Raw genomic sequence first — 17,222 nt, forward strand, 5'->3', positions numbered from 1 at the left:
CCTAGGGTTACGTGTTGCGTCGATTGGTGCGTCGATAATTGAGGAGGGCCGGTGGACCTCGATCTCACCGCTGCCTATGACCGTTGCCGTGAGCTGCACAGACACCACGGCCGCACCTACTATCTCGCCACCCGGTTGCTGCCCGCTTGGAAACGGCGACATGTGCACGCCCTGTACGGATTCACCCGCTACGCCGACGAGATCGTCGACCGGACCGAGGAACTGCCCCCGGCCGAGCGCGCGGCGCGACTCGACGACTGGGCCGGCCGCTTCGTCGCCGGACTGCACGGCGAGCCCGTCGACGACCCGCTGCTCCCCGCCGTGCTGCACACCATCGCCGTCTTCGATCTCGACCGCGACGACTTCGCGTCGTTTCTGAAGAGCATGGCGATGGACCTGACGGTCACGTCGTACCGCAGCTACGCGCACCTGCTCGACTACATGGAGGGCTCGGCGGCGGTCATCGGCACCATGATGCTGCCGATCCTGGGCAGCTCGGACCCCGCCGCCGCCCGGGAGCCGGCCCGCCAGCTCGGCTTCGCCTTCCAGCTCACCAACTTCATCCGGGACGTGGCCGAGGACCTCGACCGCGGGCGGACGTACCTGCCCGACGACGACCTGGCCCTGTTCGGCGTGACCCGCGAGGAGCTGGCCGAGGCCCGCGCCCGGGGTCGCGCCACCCCCCGGATCCGGGAGTTGATCGCCCACGAGGTGGGCCGCGCGCAGGCGCACTACGCCGCCGCGGCGCCCGGGATCACGCTGCTCGCGCCCGCCTCGCAGGCGTGCATGCGCACGGCGTACGCGCTCTACGGCGGCATCCTCGACGAGGTGGCCGCGCAGGACTACGACGTCTTCGCCGGCCGGGCGCTCGTGCCGCGACGCCGCCGGCTGGCGGTGGCCGCCCGCGCCCTGCTCACCCCGCCCGGCACGCCGGTGGTGATCCCCGGCCCCGCCCGGGTGCCCGGCCCGCTGGCCGTGCCGACCCCGTGACGGCCGCCCGCCGCTGACCGTCGGTCCGTCCCCCGGAGGCCGGCGGCGCCCGCCGGATCGGGCCAGGGGTGGCGGTGGCCGGAGACGGCGAGCTGGTCGAAGCGCCCGGCGGCGGGTCGCCGGCCGTGCGGTCAGAGGCAGGAGTGCAGGGCGTTCGCCAGGGCGTCGACCCGGTCGTGGTCGGCCAGGTGCGCCGTGGCGTAGGCGAAGGTGTAGCCGCGTCCGGGATCGGCCCAGGCGGAGCTGCCGCCGATCCCGCCCATGCCCCAGCTGCCGTCCTCCTCCCACTGCATGCCCAGCGTCCAGCGGGTCCGCCGGCCGAGCAGCAGGTCGTCGCCGTCGTACTGGACCCGGGTCGCCTCGGCCACCAGTTCGCGGCTGAACAGCCGTACGCCGTCGAGGACGCCGCCGGCGAGCAGTCCCGCGTAGAGGCGGGCCAGGGCGCCGGCGGTCGAGTGCAGGTTGACGGCCGGCACCTCGGCGCCGCGCCAGAGCGGACCGTTGACGATCGACAGGTCCCGCCCGCCGGGCGGGTTGTCCAGCGCCCGCGCCCAGAGCGAACCCGGCTCGCCGGCCACCCGCTCCGGCCACTCCGGATCGCCGTACCGCAGGTCGGCGCAGCGGCGCTGGTCCGCCTCGCCCAGGCCGAAGCCGAGGTCCAGCCGCCACGGACCGGCGATCTCCTCGGCCAGGAAGCGGCCCACCGACCGCCCGTCGACCCGCCGCACCAGCTCGCCCACCAGGTGCCCGTACGTCCAGGCGTGCTCGCCCGCGACGGACCCGGGCGGCCACTCCGGCTCGGCGGCGGCGAGGTCGGCGCAGAGCAGGTCCCAGTCGGCGACGGCGGCGGCCGGCCGGGGCACCGGGAAGGCCGGCAGTCCGGCGGTGTGCGCCAGCACCTGCCGCACGGTGGCCGGCGTGCGGAAGCCGGACCAGTGCTCGGCGACGGGGTCGTCCAGGTCGAGCCGGCCCCGGTCGACCAGCGCCAGCAGGCAGAGGGCGGCGACCGGCTTGGCGACGGAGTAGACGTTCACCAGCGTGTCCGGCAGCCACGGCCGCCCCGGTGACCGCTCGCCGCCGACGATGTCGACCACCGGCTCGCCGTCGTACCAGATCGCCAGGCCGGCCCCGGTCTCCCGGCCCTCGGCGAGCAGTTCGGCGAAGCAGTCGTGGACGGCGGAGAAGCGGGTGCGCATCCGGCCACGGTAGGAGGCCGGGACGCCGGCGGGCAGCGGATTTCCGGCTCGACCCGCTGGCCGGCCGCCGGGCGGTGCGCGATGCTGGCGGGATGGCGGATCCGGAACTGGTGGACGTGGTCGTGGTCGGGCTCGGGGTCGGCGGCGAGGAGGTGGCCGGGCGGCTCGCCGAGGCGGGGCTGACCGTCGTGGGCGTCGAGCGTGACCTGGTCGGTGGGGAGTGCCCGTACTGGGGGTGCGTGCCGAGCAAGATGATGATCCGGGCGGCCAACGCGATCGCCGAGGCCCGCCGGGTGGACGGGCTGGCGGGCACCGCCGAGGTCCGGCCCGACTGGGCGCCGGTGGCGAAGCGGATCCGCGAGGAGGCCACCGACACCTGGGACGACACGGTCGCGGTGCAGCGGTTCACCGGCAAGGGCGGGCGGTTCGTCCGGGGCACCGCCCGGCTCGACGGCCCCGGTCGGGTGCGCGTCGGCGAACGGGTCTTCCAGGCCCGGCACGGGATCGTGCTGGGCACCGGCACCAGGCCGTCCGTGCCGCCGGTCGACGGGCTGGCCGACACGCCGTACTGGACCAACCGGCAGGCGATCGAGGTCGAGGAGCTGCCGGAGTCGCTGCTGGTGCTGGGCGGCGGGGCGATCGGGCTGGAGCTGGCGCAGGTCTTCGCCCGGTTCGGGGTCCGGGTCACCGTGGTCGAGGCCCTGGACCGGGTGCTCGCCGTCGAGGAGCCCGAGGCGTCCGAGGTGGCCGCCGCCGCGCTGCGCGCCGACGGGGTGGAGATCCACACCGGGGTACGGGCGGAGCGGGTCGGCCACGACGGGCGCGGCTTCACCCTGCACGCGGCCGGCGGGGCGCGGTTCACCGCCGAGCGGCTGCTGGTGGTGACCGGTCGCCGGGCCCACCTGGACGAGCTGGGCCTGGACACGGTCGGGGTGGACGCCGGCCGGCGCTACCTGTCCGTGGACGACCGGCTGCACGTGACGGAGGGGATCTGGGCGGTCGGCGACGTCACCGGCGAGGGGGCGTTCACGCACGTCGCGATGTACCAGGCGGGGATCGTCGTCGCCGACGTGCTCGACCACGTCCGGCGCGCCGTCGGCGGGCCCGACCCCAGCGGCACCTCGAGCGCGACGGGTGGCGCGTCGGGCACCACCGGAGTGCGCGGCTCCGCCGGCGCGGTGCCGCGCGCCGACTACCGGGCGCTGCCCCGGGTGACCTTCACCGACCCCGAGGTCGGCGCGGTCGGTCTCACCGAGTCGCAGGCCCGCGAGCGGGGCGTCAACGTGCAGGTCGGCCTCGCCCGGCTGCCGTCGTCGGCCCGGGGCTGGATCCACAAGGCCGGCAACGAGGGGTTCGTCAAGCTGGTCGCGGACGCCGACCAGGGCGTGCTGATCGGCGCGACCTCGGTGGGGCCGGCCGGTGGCGAGGTGCTCTCCGGTCTGGCGGTGGCGGTGCACGCGGCCGTGCCGCTCGCCCGGCTCCGGCAGATGATCTACGCCTACCCGACCTTCCACCGGACGGTCGAGGACGCGCTGCGGAACATGTCCTGACGCCCGGGCCGCATGCCGGTTGCCGGATGGCGGGCAGCGCGCGGCAGCGGAAGGCAATCGGCCGGCAGACGGCTGCTCATTTCTTTCATTCCGATGACGTACGATTGCGGCCGTGACGAAGCGGTTGACCGAAGTTGCCAAGAAGGCGGGCGTCAGCGAGGCCACCGTCAGCCGGGTGCTCAACGGCCGGGACGGGGTCTCCGAGGCGACCCGGACGGCGGTGCTGACCGCGCTGGACGTGCTGGGCTACGAGCGGCCCACCAAGCTGCGCGGCGAGCGCGCCCGGCTGGTCGGGCTGGTGCTGCCCGAGTTGCAGAACCCGATCTTCCCGGCGCTCGCCGAGGTGGTCACCGGATCCCTCGCCCAGCGCGGGTTCACCCCGGCGCTCTGCGCCCGCACCATCGGTGGCGTCTCCGAGATGGACTACGTGGAGATGCTCCTCGACCACCAGGTCTCCGGGGTGATCTTCGCCGGTGGGTCGTACGCGCTCGCCGACGCCCGGCACGACCACTACCGCCGGCTGACCGACCGGGGCCTGCCGGTGGTGCTGGTCAACGCGGGGGTGGACGAGTTGGGATTCCCCCGGGTCTCCACGGACGACGCGGTGGCGGTGGAGCAGGCGTACGGGCACCTGCGCTCGCTCGGGCACGAACGGATCGGGATGGTGCTCGGCCCGGAGGGGCACGTGCCGTCCCGGCGCAAGCTGGACGCGATGGCCCAGGCGGCGGGCTGGGGTGACGACACGACGTACGTGGAGCGCTCCAGCTTCTCCATGGAGGGGGCGCGGGTCGCCGCGACCAAGCTGGTCGAGCGCGGCGTGACCGGCATCGTCTGCGCCAGCGACGTGCTGGCCCTCGGCGCCATCCGGGCCGCCCGGCGGCTGGGTCGGGTGGTGCCGACCGACGTGTCGGTGGTGGGCTTCGACGACTCCGCGTTCATGACCTGCACCGACCCGCCGTTGACCACCGTGCGGCAGCCGATCGAGACCATGGGGCAGGCCGCAGTGGACCTGCTGGTCACCCAGATCGAGGGCGCCGGGGTGCTGCACGACGAGCTGCTGTTCGAGCCCGAGCTGGTCGTCCGCGGCTCCACCGCGCCCGCCCCCGGTCGCTGACCCGGACCCGCCTCCGCCCACCTGAACGACGGAACGGCCGTCGACCGCTGCCCGCGGTCGGCGGCCGTTTCGTCATGCCTGCCCGCCGGCAGGAGCCAATCGGGGCCAAAGCCGCAACTCGACCGCCTTCCAAGATCCTGTCAAAATCTGCCGTCTCAAAGTCTCGTCTTTTCAGCGTTAGATCGATACCTTGCTGGGACAAGTTCGCTTGGTTACAGTGACCCCACTCACACCTGACCCCGGCGCAGCTAACCGGGGTTCAGGTCACTCGGCAGATGCAGATCAGTGCCGGCGCATCGGCGCGGTGACGACCACCGGGCATCAGCGCAGGTCATGGAGACACCCGTTCCCGAAGGGATGGACAGATGTCCGTACCGCAGTACCGGAAGACTGCGGCGTTGGCGCTCGTGGCCGGCCTGGGTCTCAGCCTTGCGGCCTGTTCGACGAAGAGCGACGACGCGACAGGCAGCGCAGGCGGCAAGGTCACCGTCACCGTCGACTGCCAGCCGGTCGGCTCCCAGAAAGAGCTGTTGAAGAACTGGAACGACGACGTCGCCGAATTCCAGCGGCAGAACCCCGACATCGTCATCAAGAGCGTGAGCGTCGGCGAGCAGTGCAACAACCCGCCGGACTTCACCGCCCGCCTGGCCGGCGGCACCGTGACCGACCTGTTCTACGGATACATGACCGATCTCCAGCAGGTGCTGGACTCCGGCCAGGCGATGGACATCAGCGAGTACGCCGACAAGGACACGATCCCCACCTGGGACAGCGTCGACCCGGCGCTCAAGGAGGCCTTCAGCCACGACGGGAAGCTCTACGCCGTCCCGGCGAAGAACTACTCGATGGGCCTGGTCTACAACAAGGTGCTGTTCCAGCAGGCGGGGCTCGACGTCAACAACCCGCCCAGGACGTGGCCCGAGGTCCGGGCGGCCGCCAAGAAGATCTCCGCGCTCGGCAACGGGATCGCCGGCTACTCGGAGTACAGCGCCGGCAACACCGGTGGCTGGCACTTCACCTCCCTGCTCTACTCGCAGGGCGGCCAGATGCTGACCGAGGACGGCAAGAGGGCCGACTTCAACAACGCCATGGGCAAGCAGGTCCTGCAGAACCTCAAGGACATGCGGTACGGCGACAACAGCATGGGCAGCCGCCAGCTGCTCCAGTGGGGCGACCTGTTGACCAACGCCGCCGCCGGCAAGGTGGGCATGTTCATCGGCGCGCCGGACTCCACCCAGGCGATCGTCAGCCAGTTCCAGGGCAAGTTCCAGGACTGGGCGATGGCCCCGCTGCCCGGCCAGGACGGCCCGGCGAAGGGCACGCTCGGCGGTGGCGAGGGCTACTTCTTCAAGAAGGGCCTCTCCCCGGAGCAGGTCGAGGCCGGTCTGAAGTGGATCGCCTATCAGAAGCTGACGCCGGGCAAGGGCCAGTTCGACTACGTGCGGGCCAAGCCGCAGAACTACCCGGTCGGCCTGCCCCAGCCGCTGCTCTTCACCAATGGCAGTGACGCGCAGAAGCAGGAGCTCGAACTGCGCAAGGCGAACGCGAACGTCGACACCGCCAATTTCGCGCTCTTCGAGGCCACCCCGGTGCAGATCAGGGGCGAACCGCGCAACGCGCAGGCGATCTACGCGGTGCTCGACGCGGCGATGTCCGGGGTGCTGACCAACCCGAACGCGAACATCGACGCGCTGCTCAAGACGGCCGAGGACAAGGTCAACCAGCTCCTCGCCGCCGAGAGCTGACCCGATCGGGTGGGGGGCGGCACACCGTCCCCCACCCGGTCCGCCCCGCACCATCCGGTCACCGACTCACCAGGAGTTGCCTTGGCGATCATCGCCGCCCGGGGGGCCGCCAGCGAAACGGCCCGCCCCACACCGCCGCCCCCGGCAGGGCGCCGGAGTACGAGCCTCGGCCGCGAGGTGCGGGACAACCTCACCGGCCACGCGTTCCTGATCGGTGCGGTGCTCTGCTTCGCGGTCTTCTCCTGGTACCCGATGATCCGCGGCATCGTGATGAGCTTCCAGCGCACCCGGCGCGGTGAGACCACCTGGGTGGGCTGGGACAACTACGCCCGCATCCTCGACGACCCGAGCTTCTGGACCGCCTGGCAGAACACCTTCTACTTCACCGTCCTCGCGCTCGTCCTCGGCTACGTGGTGCCGTTCTTCGTGGCGATCCTGCTCAACGAGTTCCGCCACGCCAAGGGGTACCTGCGGATCCTGGTCTACCTGCCGGTGATGCTGCCGCCGGCCTCGGCGCTCTTCCTGTTCAAGTTCTACGCGTACGACCCCAGCGACGCGGGACTCCTCAACGCGATCCTCAAGGCGCTGCACCTGCCGACGTCGCAGTGGATGCAGTCCCCCGACATGACGATGCCCGCGATGGTGCTGGCGTCGACCTGGATGAACATGGGCAGCGCGGTGCTGATCTACCTGGCGGCGTTGCAGAACATCCCCGGCGAGCTCTACGAGGCGGCCGAGCTGGACGGCGCCGGGATCTGGCAGCGGATCCTGCACGTGACCATCCCGCAGACCCGGCTGATCCTCGCGCTCCTGGCGATGCTCCAGATCGTCGCCACCATGCAGCTCTTCATCGAGCCGCTGATCCTCGCCAACGGCGCGGGCGCGGAGGACTCGGCGACCTCGGTCGCGTACCTCATCTATCAGCACGGCTTCTTCCAGAACGACCTCAACGGCGCCGCCGCGCTCGGCGTGATCATGCTCGTGGTGCTGGCCGGGTTCTCCGCCGTCTACGTGCGGCTGACTGCGAAACAGGACTAGGACGGACGCGGAATGGCACAGGACTCCGGGACCCGGACACTCGTCTCCCCCGCCCAGCTCAGGCGGGGACGCGGCAGGGTGATCTACTGGGCGCTGCTCGCCGTCGTCGTGACGGGCTTCACGCTCGTCTTCCTCGGGCCCCTCTACTGGATGGTCACCGGCGCGCTCAAGTCGGGCCAGGAGATCGCGCAGACCCCGCCGTCGCTGTTTCCGAAGGATCCGCAGCCGCAGAACTACGTCGAGGCGTGGAACAACCTCGACCTCGCCAAGCTGCTGTTCAACACCTTCTACTACGCGGCCGGCGCGGTGCTGTTCCAACTCGTCTTCGACACCGCCGCGGCGTACTCCCTGTCGAAGCTCCGGCCGATCTTCGGCAACGTGATCCTCGGCCTGATGCTGGCGACGCTGATGATCCCGGCGATGGTCCTCATCGTCCCGCAGTACGTGACCGTGATCGACCTGCCGATCCTGCACGTCAACCTGCTCGACTCGCCGTTCGCGATCTGGCTGCCCCTGGTCGCGAACGCGTTCAACGTCTTCCTCCTGAAACGGTTCTTCGACTCGATCCCGGAGGAGCTGATGGCGGCGGCCCTCATGGACGGGGCGACCCCGCTGCGCACGCTCTGGTCGATCGTCCTGCCGATGTCCCGCCCCATCCTCGGCGTGGTCTCGATCTTCGCCGTGACCGCGGTCTGGAAGGACTTCCTCTGGCCGAAGCTGGTCATGCCGTCGCCCGAGACCCGGACGGTCAGCGTCGGCATCTACGCCTTCTCGGGCGGCACGCCCATGAACGTGGTGGTCGCCGCCTCGGTCATCGCCGCGATCCCGACCGTCCTCGTCTTCCTGATCTTCCAACGGAACATCATGTCCGGCCTCACCACGGGCAGCCTCAAGGGATAGCCCCCGGCGCAACCTTCCGCGGCGAACAACGACTGTTTGCCCGGGACACATCAAGGTCCGGCGAACCCGCCGACGCACTGACGCAGAAAGCAGGTGCCCGTGTCCAGAGCAGACAGAGGTCCGTGGTGGCGTGGAGCGGTGATCTACCAGGTGTACCCGCGTAGCTTTGCCGACGGCGACGGCGACGGCATCGGCGACATCGCCGGCATCCGGTCGCGGCTGGACTACCTGTCCGCGCTCGGCGTCGACGCGATCTGGTTCAGCCCCTGGTACCCCTCCCCGATGGCCGACGCCGGCTACGACGTGGCCGACCACCGCGACATCGACCCGGTCTTCGGCACCCTGGCCGAGGCGGAGGCGCTGATCGCGGAGGCACACGCGCTCGGCATCAGGAGCATCGTCGACGTGGTGCCGAACCACTGCTCCGACGCGCACCCCTGGTTCCAGGCGGCGCTCGCCGGCGGCCCGGACGCCCCCGAGCGGGAGCTGTTCTGGTTCCGCCCCGGCCGGGGCCCGAACGGCGACCAGCGGCCCACCGACTGGGTCGGCGAGTTCGGCGGCGAGACCTGGACCCGGACCACCAACCCGGACGGCACCCCCGGCGACTGGTACCTGCACCTGTTCGCCCCGGAGCAGCCGGACTTCAACTGGGACCACCCCAGAGTGCGCGCCGAGTTCGAGGACATCCTCCGGTTCTGGTTCGACCGCGGGGTGGACGGCATCCGGATCGACTCGGCCGGCCTGCTGGTCAAGGACGGGACGCTGCCCGAGACGCTGCCGGGTCGGCCGCACCCGTTCCGCGACCTCGACGGGGTGCACGAGATCTACCGCGACTGGCGGCGGATCGCCGACGAGTACCCCGGCGACCGGGCACTGATCGGTGAGGTGTGGATGCCGGACCGGCAGCGGTTCGCCAACTACCTGCGCCCGGACGAGCTGCACACGGCGTTCAACTTCGACTTCCTCGGCTGCGCCTGGGACGCCTCGGCGCTTCGGGAGAGCATCGACGGGACGTTGGGCGTGCACGCGCTGGTCGGCGCGCCGGCCACCTGGGTGCTCTCCAACCACGACGTCACCCGGCACGTCACCCGCTACGGCCGGGCGGACACCACGTTCAGCTTCGCCGCCAAGCGCGAGGGAACCCCCACCGACCTGGAACTGGGCACCCGCCGGGCCCGGGCCGCCGCGCTGCTGTCGCTGTCGCTGCCCGGCGCCGCCTACGTCTACCAGGGCGAGGAACTGGGCCTCTGGGAGGTCGAGGACATCCCGCGTGAGCTGCGGCAGGACCCGATGCACCTCCGCTCCGGCGGTATCGATCCCGGCCGGGACGGCTGCCGTGTCCCGATCCCCTGGTCCGGAGAGACGCCCCCGTTCGGCTTCAGCCCGGACGACGCGACGGCGGCGCCCTGGCTGCCCCAACCGGCCGAGTGGAAGGACCGCACCGCCCGCGCCCAGGGCGGCGACATCCACTCGATGCTGGAGCTGTACCGGGCCGCCCTCGCCGTCCGGCGCGCCGAGGCGGCCCTCGGCGACGGGGAGCTGAGCTGGCTGCCCGCCCCCGAGGGGGTGCTCGCGTTCCGGCGGGAACCCGGCTTCGCCTGTCTGGTCAACCTCTCGGACACGGCGGTGCCGCTGCCGCCCCACACCGAGCGGCTGCTGGCCAGCGGGCCGCTCGACGACGACCGGTTGCCGCCGGACACCGCCGTCTGGCTACGGGTGTAGGGAAGGGGCCCTTCCTTACACCCGGGGCGCCGCGACGGCCGCGCGAGTAGGCGCGGTCGGAACCGGCTCGACCCCGACGGTGCCGGCGGCCCGTCCCGGCCGTCGGCACCGCCCACCCGCAGGCCCGCGCCGGGCCGAGCCGACAGGGAGGTACGCGCACCGCACCGCACGACACGGGGGACCTGGCCACCTGAGGAAAGGGAGCGCCGCTCATGGCCGACCACATCACCCCGCACCACCAGCGAAGACACCGAATCCGCGCGGGGCTCGCCGCCCTCGCCGCAACCGCCCTCGCGGCGGCCTCGATCTCCGTCGTCGCGTTGACCACGACCGCGACCCCGGCCCGCGCGGCGGGACTCTCGCCGTTCGACATCCCGGGGCGGGGCGCCACCGTCCCGTTCGTCGAGCAGGAGGCGGAGGAGGTCGCGCACACCGGCACGAGGATCGGCCCGGACCGCCGCTACGGCACGCTGCCGTCCGAGGCCTCCGGCCGCGAGGCGGTCACCCTCGACGCCGTCGGCGAGTACGTCGAGTTCACCCTGACCGCGCCCGCCAACGCGGTGACCTTCCGCTACAGCCTGCCGGACAGCGCCGCCGGCACCGGCCGGGACGCCAGCATCGACCTGCGGGCCAACGGCGCGCTGGTCAAGGCGGTGCCGGTCACCTCGCGGTACGGCTGGTACTACGGCGGATACCCGTTCAACAACAACCCGGGCGACACCAACCCGCACCACTTCTACGACGAGACCCGGGCCATGCTCGGGACCACGTACCCGGCCGGCACGAAGATCCGCCTCCAGGTCTCCTCGACCGCCCAGTCGCCGACCTTCACCATCGACCTGGCCGACTTCGAGCTGGTGGGTGCCCCGATCGCGAAGCCGTCCGGCGTGCTCGACGTGGTCACCGACTTCGGCGCCGACCCGACCGGGGCGACCGACTCCACCACGAAGTTCCAGGCGGCGGTGGACGCCGGCAGGGCCCAGGGCCGGGCCGTCTGGATCCCGGCCGGCACGTTCACCCTCTGGGACCACGTCGTCGTGGACGGGGTGACGCTGCGCGGGGCGGGACCGTGGTACTCGGTGCTCGGCGGGCGGCACCCGACCGACCGCAAGCGGGCCGCCGGCATCTACGGCAAGTACGTCCCCGGCGGCGGCTACAGCGGCGAGATCCGGCCGCACGAGGCCGGCGGACCCAGCCGCAACGTCACGCTGCGCGACTTCGCCATCATCGGCGACATCCGGGAACGCGTGGACGAGGACCAGGTCAACGCCATCGGCGGGGCGATGTCGAACTCGGTGGTCGACAACGTCTGGATGCAGCACACCAAGGTCGGGGCCTGGATGGACGGCCCGATGGACAACTTCACCATCCGCAACAGCCGGATCCTCGACCAGACCGCCGACGGGGTGAACTTCCACTGGGGCGTCACCAACTCCACGGTGACCAACACGTTCGTACGCAACACCGGCGACGACGCCCTCGCCATGTGGGCGCAGAGCGTGCCGAACGTGAACAACTCCTTCACCCGCAACACGATCGGCGTGACGATCCTCGCCAACCACCTGGTGACCTACGGCGGGCGGGACATCAAGATCACCGACAACGTCACCGCCGACTCGGTGACCAACGGCGGCGGCATCCACGTCGCCAACCGCTATCCCGGCGTGACCGGCCCGACCGCCGTCTCCGGGACGATCACCGTCGCCCGCAACACGCTGATCCGCAACGGCAACTCGGACTACAACTGGCGCTTCGGCGTCGGCGCGATCTGGTTCTCCGCGCTCAACGAGCCCATCCAGGGCGCGGCGGTCAACGTCACCGACACCGACATCCTGGACAGCTCGTACGCGGCGCTGCACTGGATCGAGGGGCAGACCAGCGGGATCAGCTTCGACAACGTACGGATCGACGGCGCGGGCACGTACGCCCTCCAGGTGCAGGCGCCCAGCCAGGTGTCCTTCACGAACGTGCGGGCCACCGGGATCGCCCAGGCCAACCCGATGCACAACTGCGTCGGCAGCGGCTTCCAGATCACCCAGGGCACCGGCAACTCCGGCTGGTACACGTCGACGCCGTACTGCGGGCCGTGGCCGGAGCCGCAGTGGGGCGGCGGCCCCACCAGCCCGCCCCCGACGACCCCGCCCCCGACCACGCCCCCGCCGACCACGCCGCCCCCGACCGGCGGCAACCTGGCGCAGGGGCGGCCGGTGACCGCGACGAGCACCAACCAGAACTACGTCGCGACGAACACGGTGGACGGCAACGCGGCCAGCTACTGGGAGAGCGCCAACAACGCGTTCCCGCAGTCGCTGACCGTCGACCTGGGCGCGGCACGCACCGTCGACCGGGTGGTGCTGAAGCTGCCCGCCGGCTGGGAGCGCCGGACCCAGACGCTGTCGGTGCTCGGCTCGACCGACGGCTCCTCGTGGGCCACCCTCGCCGGATCGGCCGGGCGCACGTTCGACCCGGCCGGCGGCAACACGGTGTCGATCAGCGTGCCGGCCGGCGAGCGCCGGTTCGTCCGGCTGACCGTCACCGGCAACACGGGCTGGCCGGCGGCGCAGCTCTCCGAGTTCGAGGTCTACGGCGGCGGCCCCACCACCCCGCCCCCGACGACCCCGCCGCCGACGACCCCGCCGCCGACCGGGAACCTGGCGCTCGGTCGGCCGGCCGCGGCGACCAGCCACACCGACGTGTACGTGGCGGCCAACGCGGTCGACGGCAACCCGAACACCTACTGGGAGAGCGCCAACAACGCCTTCCCACAGTCGCTGACGGTGGACCTGGGCGCCGACCGGACGGTGTCCCGGGTCGTGCTCAAGCTCCCGCCGTCCTCGGCGTGGCAGACCCGCACCCAGACGCTGTCGGTGCTCGGCTCCACCAACGGATCGTCGTTCACCACCCTGAAGGCGTCCGCCGGCCACACCTTCGACCCGGCCACCGGCAACACGGTCACCGTGACCTTCGCGGCGACCAGCCAGCGGTACCTGCGGCTGACGTTCACCGGCAACAGCAGCTGGCCCGCCGGCCAGCTCAGCGAGTTCGAGGTCCACTCCAGCTAGCCCGATGGCCCCCGCCCGTCCCGGCGGGGGGCCACCCCGGTCCGGGCGGCCCGGCGCAGCGCCGCCCCGACATCACCCCGCACCGTCCCCCACCTGTCGCGGCACGACGGGCGTACCCCTGCGCCCGTCACCGGGCAACGCACCCGCACCCCACCCCCGAAAGAGGTGTAGCGACCCATGTCCAGAAACGGCACCAGATCCGGGACCGCGCCGGTCGGCGCGCCCCGTCCCGTCCCCCGGTCGACCCGCCCGGCCAACCGGCGGCTGCTCGCCGGCGTGCTCGCCGGGCTGCTCCTCGCCGCCGTCCCGGCCGTCACCCCGGCGGCCGCCGCGCCACCGGCGGACCCGGCCGCGACCGCCGCCCGCGCGGCCCTGCTCGCCGGGCTCTCCGCCACCATGACCGCCAGCAGCCACAACCAGAACTACGTGGCGAGCAACGCCAACGACGGCAACGCGGCCACCTACTGGGAGAGCGCCAACAACGCCTTCCCGCAGTGGATCCAGGCGGACCTCGGCGCCACCGTCAGCGTCGACCGGGTGGTGCTCAAGCTGCCGCCCTCGTCGGACTGGCAGACCCGCACCCAGACGCTGTCGGTGCTCGGCTCCACCAACGGATCGTCGTTCACCACCCTGAAGGCGTCCGGCGGCTACACCTTCAACCCGGCCACCGGCAACACCGTCACCGTCAGCTTCACCGCGACCAGCACCCGGTACGTGCGGATGCAGGTCACCGGCAACACCGGCTGGCCGGCCGCCCAACTCTCCGAGGTCGAGGTCTACGGCGCCGCCGGGAACCCCGACACCCAGGCGCCCAGCGTCCCGGGCAACCTGGCGTACACCCAGCCCGCCAGCGGGCAGATCCGGCTCACCTGGTCCGCGTCCACGGACAACGTCGGGGTGACCGGCTACGACGTGTACGCCAACGGCGCGCTGCGCGGCAGCGTCAACGGCTCCACGCTGACGTACACCGACAGCCAGCCGGACAGCGCCACGGTCTCGTACCAGGTCCGGGCAAGGGACGCGGCCGGCAACCAGTCGGCGAACAGCAACACCGTGACCCGGACCGGCACCGGCAACCCGCCCGTCGGCAGCAACCTGGCGGTCGGCAAGCCGATCACCGCCTCCGGTCACGTGCACACGTTCGTGGCGACCAACGCCAACGACAACGACGTGGCCACCTACTGGGAGGGCAACGGCAACCCGAGCACGCTGACCGTGCAGCTCGGCGCCAACGCCACCCTCAGCCAGATCGTGCTGAAGCTGAACCCCGACTCCGCCTGGGGGGCGCGTACCCAGAACATCACAGTCCTCGGGCGGGACCAGGGCTCCTCGACCTTCACCACCCTGGTCGGCGCGGCGAACTACGCCTTCAGCCCGGCCAGCGGCAACACGGTGACCATCCCGGTCTCCGGCGCGGCGGCCGACGTACGGCTCTCGATCGCCTCGAACACCGGCGCCCCGGCCGGGCAGGTCGCCGAGTTCCAGGTCATCGGCACCCCGGCGCCGAACCCGGACCTGACCGTGACCGGCATGTCGTTCAGCCCGTCCGCTCCCGTGGAGACGAGCACCGTCACGCTCGCGGCCACCGTCCGCAACGCCGGCTCGGCGGTCTCCGGCACCACCAACGTCAACTTCTACCTCGGCACCAACCGGGTGGGCACCGCGCCGGTCGGCGGCCTGGCGGCCGGCGCCTCGGCCACGGTCACCGCCAACATCGGCAACCGGGACGCGGGCAGCTACCCGCTGAGCGCGAAGGTCGACGAGTCGAACACCGTCGTCGAGCAGGACGACACCAACAACAGCTACACCAACCCGAGCCCGCTGGTGGTCAGCCCGGTCGCCAGCTCCGACCTGGTCGCCGCCGCGGTCGCCTGGTCGCCGGGCACCCCGGCGGCCGGCAACACGGTCACCTTCTCGGTGTCGATCCGCAACGCCGGCAGCGTGGCCTCCGCGTCGGGCGCGCACGGCATCACGCTCACCGTGCTCAACGAGGCGGGCACCGTCGCGCGTACCCTGACCGGCTCGTACTCCGGAGTGATCAACGCCGGGGTCACCGTCGGCCCGGTCAACCTGGGCACCTGGACGGCCGCGAACGGCAAGTACACCGTCCGAGTGGTGCTCGCCGCCGACGGCAACGAGCTGCCGGTCAAGCAGGGCAACAACACCAGCGACCGGGCGCTCTTCGTGGGGCGCGGCGCCAACATGCCGTACGACATGTACGAGGCCGAGGACGGCGTGGTCGGCGGCGGCGCCAGCGTCGTCGGGCCGAACCGGACCGTCGGCGACCTCGCCGGGGAGGCGTCCGGCCGGCGGGCGGTGACCCTCAACTCGACCGGCAGCTACGTCGAGTGGACCACCCGGGCCAGCACCAACACCCTGGTCACCCGCTTCTCGATCCCGGACGCGCCGGGCGGCGGCGGGATCAACTCGACGCTGAACATCTACGTCAACGGCACGTTCCACAAGGCCATCGACCTGACGTCCCGGTACGCCTGGCTCTACGGCAACGAGGCCAGCCCGGGCAACTCGCCGAGCGCGGGCGGCCCGCGGCACATCTACGACGAGGCCAACGTCATGCTCAACTCCACCGTGCCGGCAGGTAGCAAGATCCGCCTCCAGAAGGACCCGGCCAACACCACCACGTACGCCATCGACTTCATCAACACCGAGCAGGTGGCGCCGATCGCGAACCCGGACCCGGCGCGCTACGCCACGCCGACCGGCTTCACCCACTCCGACGTGCAGAACGCCCTGGACCGGGTGCGGATGGACACCACCGGCAACCTCGTCGGGGTGTACCTGCCGGCCGGCAACTACTCCACCGCGTCGAAGTTCCAGGTGTACGGCAAGGCGGTCAAGGTGACCGGCGCCGGACCCTGGTACACCCGGTTCAACGCCCCGTCCGGCCAGGACAACACCGACATCGGCTTCCGGGCCGAGAACTCGGCGGCCGGATCGTCCTTCGCGAACTTCGCCTACTTCGGCAACTACACCTCGCGCATCGACGGGCCGGGCAAGGTGTTCGACTTCTCCAACGTGTCGAACATGGTGATCGACAACATCTGGAACGAGCACATGGTGTGCCTCTACTGGGGCGCGAACACCGACCACATGACGATCAAGAACTCCCGGATCCGGAACATGTTCGCCGACGGCATCAACATGACCAACGGGAGCACCAACAACCTGGTCAGCAACAACGACGCCCGGGCCACCGGCGACGACAGCTTCGCGCTGTTCTCGGCGATCGACGCGGGCGGCGCCGACATGAAGGACAACATCTACGAGAACCTGACCTCGACGCTGACCTGGCGGGCCGCAGGCGTGGCCGTCTACGGCGGCTACGGCAACACGTTCCGCAACATCTACATCGCGGACACGCTCGTCTACTCCGGCATCACCATCAGCTCGCTCGACTTCGGCTACCCGATGAACGGCTTCGGCGCGAGCCCGCCCACCCGGTTCGAGAACATCTCGATCGTCCGGGCCGGCGGGCACTTCTGGGGCGCGCAGACCTTCCCGGCGATCTGGATCTTCTCCGCCTCGAAGGTGTTCCAGGGCATCCGGGTCAGCGACGTCGACATCGTCGACCCGACCTACAGCGGCATCATGTTCCAGACCAACTACGTCGGCGGGCAGCCGCAGTTCCCGATCACCGACACGGTCTTCACCAACGTCTCCATCAGCGGCGCCCGCAAGAGCGGTGACGCGTACGACGCGAAGTCCGGCTTCGGCATCTGGGCCAACCCGATGCCGGAGGCGGGGCAGGGGCCGGCCGTCGGGTCCGTCACCTTCAACAACCTGCGGCTGAGCAACAACGCGGTGGACATCCAGAACACCACCTCGACGTTCACCATCAACCGCAACTGACGCATTCCGAGGTGAGGAAGGGCCCCTTCCCCACG

10 protein-coding genes are annotated in these 17,222 nt (G+C 71.4%); 9 read left to right on the top strand and 1 reads right to left on the bottom strand.

Annotated elements, in window-relative coordinates; all coding sequences use genetic code 11:
• Positions 1-51: 51 nt before the first annotated feature.
• Entirely contained in the window at positions 52-990 is a 939-nt protein-coding gene (locus ACWENR_RS03645) for a phytoene/squalene synthase family protein (protein ID WP_452275499.1), read from the top strand.
• A 131-nt stretch (positions 991-1,121) separates the two neighbouring features.
• Here the strand turns inward: ACWENR_RS03645 and ACWENR_RS03650 are convergent, their stop codons facing one another.
• A complete protein-coding gene (locus ACWENR_RS03650) occupies positions 1,122-2,186 on the bottom strand; it encodes a serine hydrolase domain-containing protein (RefSeq protein WP_452275500.1) in 1,065 nt (354 codons plus the stop codon).
• A gap of 92 nt (positions 2,187-2,278) precedes the next feature.
• Between ACWENR_RS03650 and ACWENR_RS03655 the strand changes: the two genes are divergently transcribed.
• The 8 genes from ACWENR_RS03655 to ACWENR_RS03690 all read left to right on the top strand — a co-directional run bounded on the left by ACWENR_RS03655 (position 2,279) and on the right by ACWENR_RS03690 (position 17,187).
• Positions 2,279-3,736 carry a dihydrolipoyl dehydrogenase family protein gene (locus ACWENR_RS03655; RefSeq protein WP_452275501.1) on the top strand — a complete coding sequence of 486 codons (1,458 nt, stop codon included), beginning with the start codon at positions 2,279-2,281 and terminating at the stop codon, positions 3,734-3,736.
• Positions 3,737-3,848: 112 nt separating this feature from the next.
• Positions 3,849-4,850, top strand: a complete 1,002-nt coding sequence (locus tag ACWENR_RS03660; protein ID WP_421456799.1) for a LacI family DNA-binding transcriptional regulator — start codon at positions 3,849-3,851, stop codon at positions 4,848-4,850.
• Between the two features lie 365 nt (positions 4,851-5,215).
• A complete protein-coding gene (locus ACWENR_RS03665) occupies positions 5,216-6,595 on the top strand; it encodes an ABC transporter substrate-binding protein (RefSeq protein WP_452275502.1) in 1,380 nt (459 codons plus the stop codon).
• A gap of 81 nt (positions 6,596-6,676) precedes the next feature.
• Positions 6,677-7,633 carry a carbohydrate ABC transporter permease gene (locus ACWENR_RS03670; protein ID WP_452275503.1) on the top strand — a complete coding sequence of 319 codons (957 nt, stop codon included), beginning with the start codon at positions 6,677-6,679 and terminating at the stop codon, positions 7,631-7,633.
• A gap of 12 nt (positions 7,634-7,645) precedes the next feature.
• Complete coding sequence (locus ACWENR_RS03675; RefSeq protein ID WP_452275504.1) at positions 7,646-8,533, top strand: carbohydrate ABC transporter permease; 888 nt, start codon at positions 7,646-7,648, stop codon at positions 8,531-8,533.
• Positions 8,534-8,671: 138 nt separating this feature from the next.
• The gene (locus tag ACWENR_RS03680) at positions 8,672-10,255 is read left to right on the top strand and encodes a glycoside hydrolase family 13 protein (protein WP_452275505.1); all 1,584 of its coding nucleotides are present in this window, start codon (positions 8,672-8,674) and stop codon (positions 10,253-10,255) included.
• Between the two features lie 212 nt (positions 10,256-10,467).
• Positions 10,468-13,317: a galactose-binding domain-containing protein gene (locus ACWENR_RS03685; protein ID WP_452275506.1), complete on the top strand. Its 2,850-nt coding sequence runs from the start codon at positions 10,468-10,470 to the stop codon at positions 13,315-13,317.
• Between the two features lie 177 nt (positions 13,318-13,494).
• Complete coding sequence (locus ACWENR_RS03690) at positions 13,495-17,187, top strand: discoidin domain-containing protein (RefSeq protein ID WP_452275507.1); 3,693 nt, start codon at positions 13,495-13,497, stop codon at positions 17,185-17,187.
• Positions 17,188-17,222: the final 35 nt, after the last annotated feature.

The sequence above is a fragment of the Micromonospora sp. NPDC004336 genome (assembly GCF_053602615.1).